At 76.7% G+C, this 15,019-nt stretch carries 15 protein-coding genes and 1 other RNA gene; 5 read left to right on the top strand and 11 right to left on the bottom strand.

Going from position 1 to position 15,019, the window contains the following annotated elements:
• Positions 1-48 precede the first annotated feature (48 nt).
• The 7 genes from PYV61_RS09765 to PYV61_RS09735 form a co-directional block, all read right to left on the bottom strand.
• The gene (locus PYV61_RS09765) at positions 49-606 is read right to left on the bottom strand and encodes a hypothetical protein (protein WP_275830842.1); all 558 of its coding nucleotides are present in this window, start codon (positions 604-606) and stop codon (positions 49-51) included.
• On the bottom strand, positions 603-1,991 hold the full coding sequence (locus PYV61_RS09760) for a DUF58 domain-containing protein (RefSeq protein WP_275830840.1): 1,389 nt from the start codon (positions 1,989-1,991) through the stop codon (positions 603-605). Before PYV61_RS09760 ends, PYV61_RS09765 begins: the two co-directional genes overlap by 4 nt.
• The gene (locus tag PYV61_RS09755; RefSeq protein ID WP_275830838.1) at positions 1,988-2,986 is read right to left on the bottom strand and encodes a MoxR family ATPase; all 999 of its coding nucleotides are present in this window, start codon (positions 2,984-2,986) and stop codon (positions 1,988-1,990) included. The genes PYV61_RS09760 and PYV61_RS09755 overlap by 4 nt, the downstream gene beginning before the upstream one ends.
• On the bottom strand, positions 2,983-3,567 hold the full coding sequence (locus PYV61_RS09750) for a hypothetical protein (protein ID WP_275830836.1): 585 nt from the start codon (positions 3,565-3,567) through the stop codon (positions 2,983-2,985). The genes PYV61_RS09755 and PYV61_RS09750 overlap by 4 nt, the downstream gene beginning before the upstream one ends.
• Complete coding sequence (locus PYV61_RS09745) at positions 3,564-4,334, bottom strand: DUF4129 domain-containing protein (protein ID WP_275830834.1); 771 nt, start codon at positions 4,332-4,334, stop codon at positions 3,564-3,566. Before PYV61_RS09745 ends, PYV61_RS09750 begins: the two co-directional genes overlap by 4 nt.
• Before the next feature lie 226 nt (positions 4,335-4,560).
• Positions 4,561-5,097 (bottom strand): MarR family winged helix-turn-helix transcriptional regulator, encoded by a 537-nt coding sequence (locus PYV61_RS09740; RefSeq protein WP_275830832.1) that lies wholly within the window; start codon positions 5,095-5,097, stop codon positions 4,561-4,563.
• Positions 5,098-5,156: 59 nt separating this feature from the next.
• A complete protein-coding gene (locus PYV61_RS09735) occupies positions 5,157-5,717 on the bottom strand; it encodes a putative glycolipid-binding domain-containing protein (RefSeq protein WP_275830830.1) in 561 nt (186 codons plus the stop codon).
• Between the two features lie 92 nt (positions 5,718-5,809).
• Between PYV61_RS09735 and cax the strand changes: the two genes are divergently transcribed.
• Positions 5,810-6,883 carry a calcium/proton exchanger gene (gene cax, locus PYV61_RS09730; RefSeq protein WP_275830828.1) on the top strand — a complete coding sequence of 358 codons (1,074 nt, stop codon included), beginning with the start codon at positions 5,810-5,812 and terminating at the stop codon, positions 6,881-6,883.
• A gap of 84 nt (positions 6,884-6,967) precedes the next feature.
• Positions 6,968-7,594, top strand: coding sequence for a dihydrofolate reductase family protein (locus tag PYV61_RS09725; protein WP_275830826.1), 627 nt, complete (start codon positions 6,968-6,970; stop codon positions 7,592-7,594).
• Between the two features lie 4 nt (positions 7,595-7,598).
• On the opposite strand, the gene PYV61_RS09720 is transcribed toward PYV61_RS09725, so the two are convergent.
• The 3 genes from PYV61_RS09720 to PYV61_RS09710 form a co-directional block, all read right to left on the bottom strand.
• The gene (locus PYV61_RS09720) at positions 7,599-8,645 is read right to left on the bottom strand and encodes an ArsO family NAD(P)H-dependent flavin-containing monooxygenase (RefSeq protein ID WP_275830823.1); all 1,047 of its coding nucleotides are present in this window, start codon (positions 8,643-8,645) and stop codon (positions 7,599-7,601) included.
• Positions 8,646-8,729: 84 nt separating this feature from the next.
• On the bottom strand, positions 8,730-9,917 hold the full coding sequence (locus tag PYV61_RS09715) for a fatty acid desaturase (protein WP_275830821.1): 1,188 nt from the start codon (positions 9,915-9,917) through the stop codon (positions 8,730-8,732).
• Positions 9,914-10,537: a TetR/AcrR family transcriptional regulator gene (locus PYV61_RS09710; protein ID WP_275830819.1), complete on the bottom strand. Its 624-nt coding sequence runs from the start codon at positions 10,535-10,537 to the stop codon at positions 9,914-9,916. The genes PYV61_RS09715 and PYV61_RS09710 overlap by 4 nt, the downstream gene beginning before the upstream one ends.
• Before the next feature lie 146 nt (positions 10,538-10,683).
• On the opposite strand from PYV61_RS09710, the gene PYV61_RS09705 reads away from it, so the two are divergent.
• On the top strand, positions 10,684-12,723 hold the full coding sequence (locus tag PYV61_RS09705) for a PAS domain-containing sensor histidine kinase (RefSeq protein ID WP_275830817.1): 2,040 nt from the start codon (positions 10,684-10,686) through the stop codon (positions 12,721-12,723).
• Between the two features lie 22 nt (positions 12,724-12,745).
• On the top strand, positions 12,746-13,342 hold the full coding sequence (locus tag PYV61_RS09700; RefSeq protein ID WP_275830815.1) for a DUF4126 domain-containing protein: 597 nt from the start codon (positions 12,746-12,748) through the stop codon (positions 13,340-13,342).
• 19 nt (positions 13,343-13,361) lie between these two features.
• Here the strand turns inward: PYV61_RS09700 and PYV61_RS09695 are convergent, their stop codons facing one another.
• On the bottom strand, positions 13,362-14,312 hold the full coding sequence (locus PYV61_RS09695; RefSeq protein ID WP_275830813.1) for a helix-turn-helix domain-containing protein: 951 nt from the start codon (positions 14,310-14,312) through the stop codon (positions 13,362-13,364).
• 93 nt (positions 14,313-14,405) lie between these two features.
• Here PYV61_RS09695 and rnpB point away from each other — a divergent pair.
• An RNA gene (gene rnpB, locus PYV61_RS09690) (RNase P RNA component class A) lies at positions 14,406-14,858 on the top strand.
• The last annotated feature ends 161 nt before the right edge of the window (positions 14,859-15,019 follow it).

Raw genomic sequence — 15,019 nt, 5'->3', positions numbered from 1 at the left:
GATGCCGCCCCGAGCCCTTCACCTCGCTACAGCGCGCCGTGATCTGCTCTAGTCGCCGCGCCGGACGACCGGAGCGCGGCGCAGCCCCCACGCGAGGACGGCCGCGACCAGACCGAGCGCCGCGGCGGAGCCGACCGACAGCCCCGTCACCGTGCCGCGGCCCCCGCCGAAGGCGACGAGCGCGCCCGCGGCCGCCGCCGGCGCCGCCGCCTGCACGGCCACGAAGCGCCGCAGGGGCGGCGCCAGCGCGGCCCGCTGCACGCGCGCGTGCCAGGGAAACTGCTGTGCGAGGCTGCCGACGACGTGCAGCAGGTGCACGCCCGCGAGCAGCAGGTAGAAGACGCCGTCGGTGGCCGACGGCTCGCGCCAGAGCTGGCTCACGCCGAGCAGCAGGAGCACCCACCACCGCGAGACCAGCTCGGGTCGGAGCGTCGCGCCGGCGGCGAGCAGCAGGCCGACCGCCAGCCAGACGGGGCGCGCGAGCACGAGCAGGCAGAGCCCGACCGCCACGGCGAGGAAGGTGACGTGGAACGCCGCGGCGGAGATCCACGGGCCGACGACGGGGGCCGACCCGCGCGCGCGACGCGCGTGCGACCATCCCCTCATCGCCGCCGCCGTCCCGCGCGGGCGAGCGTGCGCAGGGCCACGGCCCGCGACGGCCGCTCCGCATCCTCCTGCCAGCGGAACAGCTCCACCCCGTTCGCGCGCACGTCGGCCACGCGCCGCCGCCGCTCCGCCAGCACGACGCGGTGCGCGAGCCGCGTGTACGGCGCGCTCCCGTCGAGCCACGGGGTCGGCAGCAGGTCGACCCCGACGACGCGGTGCCCGGCCGCGCGCCACAGCGCCGCGATCGCCGCGACGTCGTCGTCGAGGAACGGCGAGAGCAGGTAGACGATCGCCCCCGGAGGCACGACGGGCGCCCGTCGGAGCGCGAGCCGGGTCCCCGACGCCCCGCTCACCGCGATGCGGCGGAGCAGCCGGTCGAGGTGCCGCCGGCCGCTCCCGGCGGCGATCACGCCGTCGGGCGCGGCGAGGTCGATCAGCCCGACGCGGTCGCCCGCGCCGATGGCAGCGGCCGCGAGCGACGCCGCCGCCTCGCGCGCGAGGTCCATCGACCCGAGGCCGCCCCCGCCGATCCGCGGCGCGGACCAGCTCTCGACGCGCTCGCCGACGTCCTCGCGCCCGTCGATCACGAGGACGACCGTCGCATCCGACGTGGCGTCCGTCCGGCGGACGTAGAGCGCGCCCGTCCCCTGCGACCGCCGCGCCGTCGCCTTGAAGTCGATGCGCCGCAGGCGGTCGCCCGGCGCGTACGGATGCACGTCGCGGAACTCGCCGCCGTCGCCCCGCCGCGCCGACCCGTGCACGCCGGCCAGCCCGGTGAGCCGGTGCGGCAGCGGGATCGACGCGACGGGCGCGAGCGCGGGCTCCACCACGCGCTCCACCACGTCCCACGGCGCCGGCGTCGAGCGCCACCCGCCGTCGACGCCGACCAGCCGGTAGCCGACCTCGACGACGCGCTGCGGGCCGGAGTGCAGGACGGGGATGCTCCCGGTCGCCTCGGCGCGGGGGCGCGCGGCGAGGACGAGGTCGTGCCGCTGCGCCCCCTGCGTCGTGAGGCGCAGGTGCACGAGCTCCGCCCCGGCCGGCGCCTCGATCGTGACGCGGTACGCGAACGCGCTCGCGCCCCGATCGCGCTCGTCGCCTTCGGCGCCTTCGGCGTCTTCGGCGCCCGCCCGCCGCGCGACGTCGACGCGGAGCGCGCACGGCGCGCCGGCGGGCGGTCGTCGATCGAGGCCGAGCGCCGTCGAGAGCAGCAGGGGGAGCGCGAGGAGCACGACGTCCACCCGGCTCGTGAGCACCCCGACGCCGGCGATCACCAGCCCGAGCGCGATCGCCACCGCGAACGTCGACGTCGCGTGCCACGCCGGGCGATCCGTGCGGTCGACGGCGCGTGCGGGAAGGGTCGACCCCGCGGCGTGCGCGCTCACGCGCGGACCGCGCCCGCGACGAGCGGGCCGGGCACGCGCTCCACGATCTCGACGACCACCTGCGCCGCGTCGACGCCGGCGGCCCACGACTGCGTCGTGAGCGACAGCCGGTGCGCGAGGACCGCCACCGCCACGCGCTTCACGTCGTCCGGCAGCACGAAGTCGCGGCCCGCGATCACCGCGACCGATCGGGCCATGAGCAGCAGCGCCTGCGAGCCGCGCGGGGACGCGCCGACGGCGATGGCCGGGTGCCGGCGCGTGGCCTCGGCGAGGTCCACGCAGTAGCGGACGACGTCCGCGTCCACGGTGACGGTCTCGACGCCCGCCTGCATGCGCGCGAGCGTGCCGGCGGCGACGACGGCGGCGACCTCCGCCCGCTCGCGCCGACGCGCCACGCGGTTCAGCAGCACCTGCTGCTCGCCCTCGCGACCCGGATACCCGACGGCGAGGCGCACCATGAACCGGTCGAGCTGCGCCTCGGGGAGCGAGTAGGTGCCCTCGTACTCGATCGGGTTCGCCGTCGCGACGACGTGGAACGGGCGCGGCAGCGGGAAGCTCTGCCCCTCGACCGTCACCTGCCCCTCGGCCATCGCCTCGAGCAGCGCCGACTGCGTCTTGGGGGCCGTGCGGTTGATCTCGTCGGCGAGGAAGACGCCCGTGAACACGGGCCCGGGGCGGAAGTCGAACGACGCGGTCGCCGGCGCGTAGACGAACGAGCCGGTGATGTCGGCGGGGAGCAGGTCGGGGGTGCACTGCAACCGGCGGAAGTCGAGGCCGATCGCGGTGGCGATGCTGCGGGCGGCGAGCGTCTTGCCGAGCCCCGGCACGTCCTCGAACAGGGTGTGGCCCCCGGCGAGGATCGCCGCGAGCGCGAGCTCGATCGCGTGCCCCATCCCCACCACCGCCGTCGCGACCTCGGCGCGGATCCGCGCCACGAGCGCGGTGATCTCGGGAACGGGGAGCGGGGCGGCGGGCGTCGGATCGAAGTGGGTCATCGTGAGGGCGGGGGCTCGGCCGCGAGGCGCTCGACGGCGTCGAGGCACCGCGCGATGGCGGCGGACGTGAGCGGGTGCGCGTCGTCCGGCTGCAGGACGGGGCGTGCGTCGGGGCCGAACAGCGCGAGCAGCGCGTCGTCCGGCCGCGCGGCACGCGCCCCGTCGTGCGCACCGCCGCGCGCGCGCAGCTCGGCCGCGAGCAGCGCCCGGAGCTGCCGCACGAGCGCCGCTCGCGCCAGGCGGTCCTCGCGCTCGTCGATCACCGGCGCGCGGAGGCCGCGCAGCACCCCGGGGCGGGCGAGGCGGTCGCACGCCGCGAACGACGCCTCCAGCACCGGGACGGCGATCCGGATCCCGCGCGGCGGATCGTGCGCGGGCGCTTCCCACGCGACGTCCTCCTCGACGTGGAGCGTGGCGAGCACCGCGCCGACGGCGCCGAGCGCCACCACCGTGGTCACCGCCCACGCGGCGTCCAGCCCCACGGCCCACACGGCGAACGTGGCGGCGGCGGCCGCCAGGGCGGCGACGGCGACCCCGATCGCGACGCGCAGGGCGCGGGGCCGGGTCCGGCGCGTCGTCACGATGCCCGGGGAGACCGCACCGACGCGGTCGGACGGCGCCCCGGCAGGTCGGCGCGCCAGAGGTGCACGAGGACGTCGAGCGAGTGGCGCGCGGCGGCGATGTCGTCCGCCCGCGGCGCGTACTCGCCGAAGCGCACGCGCTGGTACAGCGCGAGCAGCACGGCGATCGGTTTGGCCGACCCGCGCGACCGGTACAGGATGCGCGCGGTGAACTCCGACGCGGTCTCGGCGGGACGGCGGTGAACGCCGGCGGCGGCCGCGGCATCTTCGAGCCCCTGCCACGCCTGCACGACGGCGTTGCCGAGGTCCCGGTCGTCGAGCGAGAGGATCTGCAGCGCCGACGCGAGGCCCGACTGGACGACGCGGGCGTCGGCCTCGCCCGGCGCCCCCGCGTCGCCGCCGGTGCGGACGGCGTGGGCCGGCGGCACGGGACGGGTGACACGGCGGATCCACCGCGCGATCCCGATCAGCACCGCGAGCATCACGAGGACCGCCAGCGCCCACGCGACCCATGATTGTCCGCCGTCTCCCGGCCGCGCGTCGCGGGGGGGCAGGACGACCGCGGGGAAGTCGAGGCGGATCGGCTCGAACCCACGCGATCCCGGTGTCGGCGTCCAGCGCACGCCGCCGGACACCGCCGGCGACTGCAGCCCGACGGCGACCGTGAGCGCGAGGCACGCGACGGCGCAGGAGACGAACGTCGGCATCGCCACCCGAGGGCGGATCTGCCGACGGGCGTCCCGCACGCGCGACGCGTCGTCGGTCACCGACTCGGGGGAAAGCGTCGCACGACGCGCGTCGTCGCGCCGGCGTTCGGGCGTCGCGGCTCCGCGGTGCGACGGCGGCAGGAGATCACGGGCGCGAGTCGGGTGTCTCGGGTGGCGAACGTACGCGGGCGAGGGTCATGACCCTGCGTGCTGCACGCGACGGTACGCCCCGCGGGTCCGCGTCGTATTACCGGAGCGTGAAGCCGGCATTACGATTCTGTGAAGCTCACGCCCCCCGTCTCGACGCCTCGCGCGCGGGCCGGCGTCTCGCGGGCGCGGATGCCGTCGCGGGCTCCTCCGGCACGGCGTGCTGCTCGAGGATGCGCTCGCGGAACGGGCGCGCGCGCAAGGCCGCGATCGCGCGCTCGAGCGTCGCCGGGAGGTCGATCCCCAGCTCGTCGGAGAGCCCGGCGGCCGCCGCGTTGGTGGCGCGCCAGTACGCGCGCAGGACCGGGTACAGCGCCTTCCCGCGCGGGGTGAAGTGGACGATCCGCTCGCGCGCGTCGCCGCCGGTCCTGGTGACGACGAGCTTCCGCGCCACCATCTCGGCGACTGTCTGGCTCACGGCGGAGTGCGAGATCCGCGCGTGGTCGGCGATCTCGCGGATCGAGACGGGCCCCTGCTCGCCGAGGACGCGCATGACCGGCGTGAAGCGCGGCCGGTACTCCAGCCCCCCCATCGCGTAGACGCGCTCCACGTCCCCGTCGAGCTGGTCGAGGAGGTGGCGCAGCAGCGTCCCCAGGGTCGGCGGCGAGGTCGGCATCGGCGGGGGTGGGCGGGTGGCAGCAGAATAGGCCATCCGTCCACCGCGGGACAGACCGCTCAGGGCGCGACGCGCTCGAACAGCCCCTCGTAGTGCAGCACCAGGCCGGTCCCGTCCACGACGAGGTCGGCCTCGAACCCCCGCGACAGCCCGAGGTCGACGAAGCGCAGCCGCCCCGGCCCCTGCCGGTCGTAGCGCTGCCGCGAGCGCGCGACGGCGAGCGTCACGCCGTCGACGAACGCGACGTCGAGCGGGCGCCCCGGCCCGGGCGCCGCGGGGGTGCGGCGGATCGGGAGCGTGTTGCAGAACGGGGTCACCGACAGGTCGGGCTCCTCGGCGCCGTCGAGGTCGGGGCGCCGCGCGCCGTCGACGCGCCAGCCGTCGCCGTCGCGCTCGACGCGGAGCATGGCGTGTCCCGCCTCGCTCCACCGCTCGACCGCCAGCGACCGGGCGCGCCAGTCGGCGTCGAGCTCCCAGCGGTGCGCGACGCGCACGCCGCCCCCCTCGAGCGACATGACGACGCCCGACGCGACGACGGCGTCGGGCGCGACGGTGAGCTCGAGCCGCTCGAGCCCCTCGAGGTCGAGGCGGCGCCAGAAGAGGACCGTGGTGGTGTGCATGGTGCGCGGGGCGGCTGCAAGATCCGCACGCGCGACGGGCGTGCTATGTTCCCGCGCCCGCACCCCACCCCAGCCGACCGCAGCCGACCGCCATGTCCGCCACCGGGCGCCGCGTCAACCCGCTGTACTACCTGCTGGCCGCGGTCCCCGTCGCCGTGGCGGCGGAGGTGCTGCACTGGCCGCCGCTGGCGATCTTCGGCTTCAGCGCGCTCGCGATCCTCCCGCTGTCGGCGCTGCTCGGCCACGCCACCGAGCAGCTGGCGGGGCACGCGGGGCCGACGGTGGGCGGGCTGCTCAACGCGACGCTCGGCAACCTGGCGGAGCTCATCATCGCGGCGCTGGCGCTGCGCGCGGGGATGATCGAGCTGGTGGCGGCGTCGATCACCGGCTCGATCCTCGGCAACCTGCTGCTGGTGCTCGGCGCGGCGATGCTGGCCGGGGGGCTCAGGTACCCGGTGCAGAAGTTCAACGCGAACCTGGCGGGGATGAGCGGCTCGCTGCTCGTCATCGCGGTCGTCGGCCTGGTGGTGCCGGCGCTGTTCGCGGCGGCGCACCCCGACCCGCAGCGCGTGCGGACGGTGCGCATGTCGGAGTGGGTGTCGGGGCTGCTGATCGTCGGCTACGCGCTGTCGCTCCTCTACTCGATGGGGACGCACCGGGCGGCGTTCACCGAGGGGGGCGACGTGGCGCGCGGCGAGGCGCCGCCGGAGTGGGGGCTCCGGCGCACGCTGCTCGTGCTGGCGGCCGTCGCGGCGGTCATCGGCGTGCTGTCGGAGTTCCTGGTCGGCGCCACCGAGGAGGCGAGCCGCGCGCTCGGCCTCAGCGACTTCTTCGTCGGGCTGGTGGTGGTGCCGATCATCGGCAACGCGGCCGAGCACTCGTCGGCGGTGCTGATGGCGCTGAAGGACCGCATGGACCTCGCGGTGAACATCGCGATCGGCTCCTGCGTGCAGGTGGCGCTGCTGGTGGCGCCGATCCTCGTCTTCCTCGGCGTCGCGTTCGGGCAGCCGATGACGCTCGCGTTCAGCACGTTCGAGGTGGCCAGCGTGACGCTGGCGGTGCTGATCGCGATGGCGGTGCTGCAGGACGCGGAGTCGAACTGGCTGGAGGGGGCGCTGCTGCTGGTGGTGTACGCGGTGCTGGCGGTGGCGTTCTTCCTGTACTGACCGATGATTCCTCCCGCCGGCCGCCGTCAGAGGGGGTGAGCGCGCCACGCGCCCCCTCCCTCACCGCCCCGACAGGAGTCCCCCATGCGCAAGGTCATCGCCGCCGCCTTCGTCAGCCTCGACGGCGTCATGCAGGCCCCCGGCGGCCCGGACGAGGACACGAGCAGCGGCTTCCCGTTCGGCGGCTGGATCGTCCCGTACGCGGACGACACGGTGCCGCAGGGGACGGCGGAGCCCTACGGCCGCGCCTACGACCTCCTGCTCGGCCGCAAGACGTACGACATCTTCGCCGCGCACTGGCCGCGGATCGGCGACGACGCCCCGCACGGCTCGATCGCGCAGCGGTTCAACGCCGTCACCAAGTACGTCGCGTCGCGCGCGCGCCCCGAGCTGGCGTGGCGGAACAGCGAGTGGCTGGGCGAGGACGCGGTGGCCGCGGTGCGCGCGCTCAAGGAGGGCGACGGCCCGGACCTGCTCACGCAGGGCTCGGGCGACCTGCTGCAGTCGCTGTTCGCCGCGGACCTGGTGGACGAGCTGCGGCTGCTCACCTACCCGGTGCTGCTGGGCACGGGGAAGCGGCTGTTCGGCGCGGGGACGCGGCCGGGGGCGTTCGCGCTCACGCGCACGCTGACGTCGCCGACGGGCGTGGTGGTCGCGCACTACGCGCGCGCCGGCGACGTGCGGACCGGGTCGTTCGCGCTCGATCCGTGATCGGCTACGCGAGGGCGGCCGCGATCTCGTCGGCGGTCGCCCGCGCGGTGCGCCCGACGCCGACGAGCGTCGCCGACGCGAAGCCGGTCCACTCGCCGTAGCCGACGAGCCAGAGGCGCGGCTCCAGCGCGGCGCGCGTGCCGCGCAGGGCGACGCGCCCGCGCGCGTCGAGCACGCCGAGCGGGGCGAGGTGCGCGAGGGCGGCGCGGAAGCCGGTCGCCCAGACCACGGCGTCGACGTCGGCCCCGCGCCCGTCGGCCCACGCGACGCCGCGCGCGGTGAAGCGGTCGAACATCGGCACGGCGCGCAGCAGCCCGCGGTCGCGCGCGGCGCGCACCGACTCGACCATCACGACGTCGCCGAGGGAGCGCGGCGGGTCGGGGGTCCGCCCCTCCTGCAGCGCCTTCCAGCGCGCGGTGGCCTGCCCGAACAGCGCGCGCCCGTCGACGTCGTCGGGGAGGAAGCGCGGCGGCTCGCGCGTCGCCCACGTCACGTCGGCGACGCCGGCCAGGTCGGCGACGATCTGCGCCCCCGAGTTGCCGGCGCCGACGACGACCACGCGCTTCCCGGCGAGGCGCGCGGGGCCGTCGTACTCCGACGAGTGCAGCGTCTCGCCGGCGAACGCGTCGCGGCCGGGGACGTCGGGGACCACGGGCACGCCGGCGCCGCCGGTGGCGCTGACGACGGCGCGGGCGCGGCGCTCGCCGCGGTCGGTCGCGACGCGCAGCGCGTCGCGCTCCGCGTGCACGCCGAGCACGCGCACCGGGCGCTCGACGGGGAGCGCGTAGCGGCGCTCGTACTCCGCGAGGTAGGCGAGCGCCTCGTCGCGCGTCGGGTACTCGCCGTCGCCGCGCGGCATGAGCCAGCCGGGGATCGAGCTCCACTGCGCCGGCGAGAAGAGGCGCAGCGAGGGCCAGGCGCGGCGCCAGGCGCCGCCGGGGGCGTCGTTCGCGTCGAGCAGCGCGAAGGAGAGGCCGGTGCGGCGCAGGTAGTACCCGACGGCGAGCGCGGACTGGCCGCCGCCGATCACGAGCACGTCGTGGGTCGGCATGCGGCGGATTCTACATACAACTGCCAGGAGAACGGATGAGACGGATTCGTTCGGATCCGTCTCATCCGTTCTCCTGGTACTTACCTAGGCGGGAAGAGGCGCCAGCAGCTCGCGCGCGACGGCTTCGAGGAGCCGCTCGCGGGCGCGGGCGACGATGGCGTCGAGGGACGGGGTCGCGGCGTAGCGCTGGCGGGCGGCGTCGCGCAGCTCGTCGAGGGTGGGGACGTGGGGCAGGTGCAGCTCGGCGAGGCGCGCGGTGAGGGCGGCGACGGCCTCGTCGCGGGCGTGGCGCGCGTCGGCGACGGCGTCGGCCACGGCGTGGTCGAGCGAGTCGAGCGAGCCGCGCAGGCGCTCGGCGATGGCGGCGGCGGGGAAGCTCTCGGCGAGGTGGCGCGCGACCTTCTCGACGACGGCGCGGCCGACGGGGCGCTCGTTGCGCACGACGTCCGCCGGCGGGGCGCCCAGGTCCCACACGACGCGCGCCCACGAGAGCGCCGTCAGCACGTAGAACGTCGGGTCGAACTCGTACCAGCGGAAGCCCTGGCGGGTGGAGCGCTGGTAGGCGTGGTGGTTGTTGTGCCACCCCTCGCCGAGCGTGATGACGGCGAGCCACCAGTTGTTGCGCGAGTCGTCGCCGGTCAGGTAGCGCTGCCGGCCGTGGACGTGCGCGAGCGAGTTGATGAAGAAGGTGCCGTGGTAGAGGAGCACCGTGCTCCAGAAGAAACCGACGAACAGCGCCGGCCACCCGCCGAGGGCGAGGCACCCGAGGGCCAGCGTCGCGGCGGGGAGGTACGGGTGCCGCTCCAGCCACATCAGCTCGGGGTACTTCGTGAGGTCGGGGATCGCGTCGAAGTCGGTCGCGTCGTGCTGCGCGGTGAAGATCCAGCCGACGTGCGAGTACCAGAACCCCATGTGGCGCGGGGAGTGGACGTCGTGCTCGGTGTCCGAGTGGCGGTGGTGGTGCCGGTGCTTGGCGGCCCACCAGAGGATCCCGCGCTGCGCGGTGCTCTGCGCGAGGAAGGCGAGCAGGAACTGGAAGACGCGCCCCGTCTTGAACGAGCGGTGCGAGAAGTAGCGGTGGTAGCCGGCGGTGACGCCGAACATCCGCGCGACGTAGAGCGCGAGGCAGAGCCAGAGCGCGCCCGCCGTGACCCCCGACCAGACGGCGCCGAGGCAGGCGGCGTGGACGAGGAGGAAGGCGACAGGGCTCGGGTGGATGATGTCGTCGTGCGGCTCGACGGCCTGCGCGTCGTGCGGGTGCTGCTCGGTCACGGGCGGGGGGTGCTGACGGGGACGGGGGGACGGAGGAGGGCGACGAGCGCCGACATGGCGCGGTCGGGGTCGAAGCCCTCGGGGTCGTGCACGGCGCGGAGGGCGCTCCCCTCCACGAAGCTGGCGGCGACGCCGGCCAGGCTCTCGGCGCCCTCCGCCCCCCACCGCTCCGGCGACTCGGCGACGACGGCGCGGGCGAGGGGGAGGAAGGAGGCGCGGTAGCGCTCGAGCGCGGCGCGGATGGTCTCGCGGATGCCGGGGTCGCGGGTGCCGAGCACCCAGTAGTCGAAGAAGAGCTCGACGCGGGGACGGGCGCGGCGGAGCGCGGTCAGGTCGCGCCGGACGACGGCCAGCATCCGTTCCGCGGCCCCGGCGTCGGGGCGGACCGGGGGCGGGAGCTCGCCGGCGACGAGGGTGTGGGCGAGCAGCCAGTCGAGCAGCGCGGCCAGCAGGGCGTCCTTCTCCCCGAAGTGGAAGAAGACGAGCCCACTGCTCACGCCCGCCTCGGCGGCGACGGCGCGGGCGGTGACGCCGGCCAGCCCCTCGCGGGCGGCGACGGCGTACGCGGCGCGGAGGATGGCCTCGCGGCGCTGCTCCTCGGGAAGCTTGCGACCGGGCACGCGGGTCAGCGGCGCGAGAAGTTGATCACGTGGTCAATGTAGCCGGATCTCACTGACCGGGCAATCAACATCGCCCCGATGCCCGTGCGTCCCGTCACGGCATGCAGCGGCCGTGCTCGCACGGTATTCGCATTTGGTCCCCGACCATGCCCACGCCGCCCGACGCCCCGACGCCCGAGCCTCCGGCCGCCCCAGAAGGGGGGGCCGGGGCGGGCGTCGGCGTGCCGCTGACGGGGGAGTGGCCGGCGGTGGAGCGGCGGCGCTCGACGGCGGACCGCCGGCAGGCGCCGCGCATCGGGGGCGCCGACCGGCGGACCAACTCGTGGGACCTGGCGCGGCTGACGCACGCCGCCCTGCCGCCCACCGCGGCGCCGATCGCCGACGCGCCGGTGCGCGAGCGCGGCGCGCGCCCGGCGGCGATGACGGCCGAGGAGCTGGGCGGGCTGCTGGAGCAGGTCACGGACCCGCTGTTCGTGGTGGACCGGGAGTGGCGGCTGCGGTTCGTGAACGCGGCCGCGGCGACGCTGTGGCGGCTGTCGCCGGCGGCGGCGACCGGGCGGTCGCTCTGGTCGGTGCTCCCGCAGACCACGGCGGCGACGGCGCACGAGCAGCTCGTCCGGGCGATGCACGAGCAGCGGACGGCGCACCTGGACCACTTCGCGACGCGGCAGAGCGGGTGGGTCGAGGTGAGCGCCTACCCGACGGGGGACGGGCTGCTCGTCCTGCAGCGCGACGTCGCGCTGGTGCGCGCCGGGGAGCCGGCGGCCCGGGCGCTGGCCGCGGAGCGGCGGGCGCGGGAGGAAGCCGAGCGGCTGGCCGGGGAGCTGCGGGCGGCGCGGGCGGCGGCCGACCAGGCGCGCCACGCCGCCGACCAGGCGCGGGCGACCGCGGAGGTGGCGGCGCGGGCGAAGAGCGACTTCCTGGCGACGATGAGCCACGAGCTGCGGACGCCGATCAACGCCGTGACCGGGTACGCGCAGCTGCTGGAGCTCGGGGTGGCCGGCCCGGTCACCGACGCGCAGCGCGGCTACCTGGAACGGGTGCTGGCGAGCAGCCACCACCTGCTCGGGCTGGTCGACGACGTGCTCGACCTGGCCCGGCTGGAGGCGGGGCGGCTGGCGGTCGAGCTGGTCTCGGCGACGGTGCGGCCCGTGACGAACGGGGCGCTGGCGCTGGTGGCGTCGCAGGCGGCGGCGCGCGGGGTACGGCTCGCCGAGCCGGCGGCGGACGCCGACGCGCGGTTCGTCGGGGACGAGCACCGGGTGCGGCAGATCCTGGTGAACCTGCTCACCAACGCGATCAAGTTCACGTCGGCGGGGGGGGAGGTGCGGGTCGACATCGCCGCGGACGTGGAGCGCGGGCCGCGGCCGGCCGCCGACCCGTGGGTGACGATCCGGGTGGCCGACACCGGGGTCGGGATCCCGCACGCGCTGCACGAGGCGATCTTCGAGCCCTTCGTGCAGGGGGACGGGAGCCGGACGCGGACGGTCGGCGGGACGGGGCTCGGGCTGGCGGTGAGCCGCGGGCTGGCGCGGCTGATGGGGGGCGACCTGACGGTGGCGAGCGAGCCGGGGGCGGGCGCCGAGTTCACGCTGTGGCTGCCGAGCCGCCTGCCGGAGCCCGAGGAGCCGCCGGCGCGGCCGCGTGGGCCGCGGACCCGGTCCGCGGGGCGCGAGGGGCGCGGACACGGCGGCTCGCGCCCGGCTGTCGCGATCACGGCAACCCACGGGCTCGCCAGCGTCGGGACACGACTGCGCCAGAACCTGGAGTCGCTGCTCGAGGGATACACGGCGCGGCTGCGGGCGGACGCGGCGATCCCGCAGGCGGAGGCGCTGCCGCGGGCGCAGCTGGAGGACCACGCGCTGAGCTTCGTGGCCGACCTGGCGCAGACGCTGGTGGTGCTGGAGCACGCGGGGAGCGTGGACGCCGAGCTGCTGCGGGACGGGAGCGCGATCCAGGAGGAGATCGCGTTCCGGCACGGGGAGCAGCGGCACCGGCTGGGGTGGAGCGAATCGCACCTGCGCCGGGATTATGCCGTCCTTCGCGACGAAGTCGAGACGGTCGTGCGCCAGACGGCGGCCAGTGGCGGGAGCGACGTGGCGCTGGCGCTGTCGGTGCTGCACCGTCTGATGACGCGGGCGCTGGAGGTCAGCCTCCGCGGATGGCGCCACTCGGCGTCCCGCTGACCCGCCTCCCACCCCCGGTCGGATGAACGCCACCCTGCTCGCCCAGGCGGCCGCGCTGGCTTCCGCGGCCGGCGTGAGCACGTACGCCACCGTCGCGCTGATCGGGTTCGCGGGGCGCCAGCAGTGGTTCGGGGCGCTGCCGGAGGGGCTGCACGGGCTGACCAGCTGGTGGGTCATCGGGCTGGCGGCGACGCTCTACGCGGTCGAGTTCCTGGCGACGCTGGTCCCCGGGGTCGCGTCGGCGTGGGAGACGGTGCACAGCGCCATCCGGCCGCTGGCGGGGGCGGCGCTGGCGGCGGCGACGGCGTGGCAGGCCGACCCGGCGGTCGTGGCGATGGCCGGGCTGCTCGGGGGGACGCTGGCGCTCGGGACGCACGCGACCAAGCTCGGGGCCCGGGTGGCGATCGACGCGAGCCCGGAGCCGGTCACGAACGGGGTGGCGAACCTCGCCGAGGCGGGGTTCGTGGCGACGGTGGGGCTGCTGGTGTGGCAGCACCCGTGGGTCGCGCTCGGGGTGACGGTGGTCGTGGTGGTGCTGCTCGCCCTGCTGGTCCGCGCGCTGTGGCGGGGGCTGGGGCGGGCCTTCCGTCGGATGACGGGCGGCGAAGCGACGCGCTGACGCGGCCCAATCGGGCCGGTCAGCCGCGGCCGAAGGGGCGGAAGGTGCGCAGCCGATCGGCGTACGGCTCGACGAGCTCGCGCCCGAACCGCGCCAGCATGGCGTCGGCATCGTAGTCGCGGCGGAACTCCGCGGCGCTGACGTCGAGCAGCAGGCGGACGTGGCGGCCGAAGCTCTGGGCGCTGGAGTAGTCCAGGCGGTCGGCGACCGACGAGAGCGTGGCGCCCCGGTTCTCGAGCAGGCGGGCGGCGCGCACGAGGCGGGCGAAGGCGAGGTAGCGCTTGGGGGAGGGAAGCCCGGCGCGGGCGAAGCGGCTCATGAGCGTGGTGGGGGCCACGCCGAGCCGGCGGGCGAGGGTGCGGACCGTGACCGCCTCGGGGGCCGGGTCGAAGACGGCGCGGAAGAAGCGGGCGCACCCCTCGCCGGCGCCGGCGACCGCGGGCTCGAGGCGGGCGATGGCGTCGCGGGCGACCTGCCGGAGGGGGTCGTCGCCGAGCAGCGTGCGGAGGGCGGCCCAGCCGTCGGCGTGACGGGCGTCGACCAGGCAGCGGACGCCGACGCGGCCGAGGGCGAGGAGGAGCTGCGGGGCGCCGGGGTCGGGGTCGCCGAGGAGGGCGACGAGGGGGGTGCGGGGGAAGGCGCGGACCAGCTCCGCGAGGCGCGGGACCGCGGCGCGGCCGGCGGCGGCGAGGCGGGCGGTGGAGACCACGACCGCGGCGCAGGGGTGGAGGCGGAGGGCGCGGGCGAGGTCGTCGAGCGCCTCGTGGTGGACGGCGACGAAGGCGTCGAGCAGGGCGGCCTGGACGCGGAGCCGCTCGTCGGGGGTGAGGAGGGTGGCGACGGCGGGGGCGCGGCGGGCGGGGGGTGGGACCTCGATCGGGGGGCGCGGGCGGTAGACGAGGGGGGTGCGGGGGGAGCGGTAGCGGGCGGCGGTCGGGCCGCCCGCGGGGTCGTGCAGCTGCGACGTCATCGGGCACCTCGGGTGAGACGGGGCGGCACGATGCGCGGCGTCCCCCGGGGCGCGGGTGCCGGCGGGGGGCGTCGGGTGTATGATTGGGGGGTGGCGGCCGGCCGGACGGTCGCGTGCGGCGCGGGCGACCGTGGCCGCCCGAGGAAAGTCCGGGCTCCGCAGGGCGGACTGCCAGGTAACGCCTGGGCGCGCGCGGGACCCCGCCGCGCGCGACGGACAGTGCAACAGAGAGCACACCGCCGATGGCCCCGGACGCGCGAGCGTCCGCGGCACAGGCAAGGGTGAAAGGGTGCGCGGCAGGGTCCGCGGCCGGCGGCGGGCGAGAGCCCGGCGTCGGTGGGTAAGAGCCCACCGCGTCCCCGGCAACGGGGGCGGCACGGTAAACCCCAGTCGGAGCAAGGCCAAGTAGGCGGTGAGGGACGGCCCGTCCCGTCGAACCGCGGGTAGGCTGCTGGAGCGTCCGGGCGACCGGACGCCGAGAGAAATGACCGTCCGGGCGGCGTCCGCGCCGTCCGACAGAACCCGGCTTACAGGCCGGTCGCCACACTCCCGCCCCGCGCGCCCCGGCTCGCGGGGCGGCGACGTCTACGGAGGTCCGGATGCGCGTGCGGGTGCGAATCGCGGCAGCGGCGCTGGCCGCGGGGTGCGCGGGAGGCGGGGGCGCGGCGCCCGCGCCCGCGCCGACGCCGAGTCCGGCGCCGCGCCCG

Origin of the sequence: Roseisolibacter sp. H3M3-2 (assembly GCF_029211165.1) — a bacterium.
Taxonomy (GTDB): Bacteria; Gemmatimonadota; Gemmatimonadetes; order Gemmatimonadales; family Gemmatimonadaceae; genus Roseisolibacter.
Note: the sequence above shows the minus strand (reverse complement) of the source record. Positions and strands in the feature narration are given on the sequence as shown.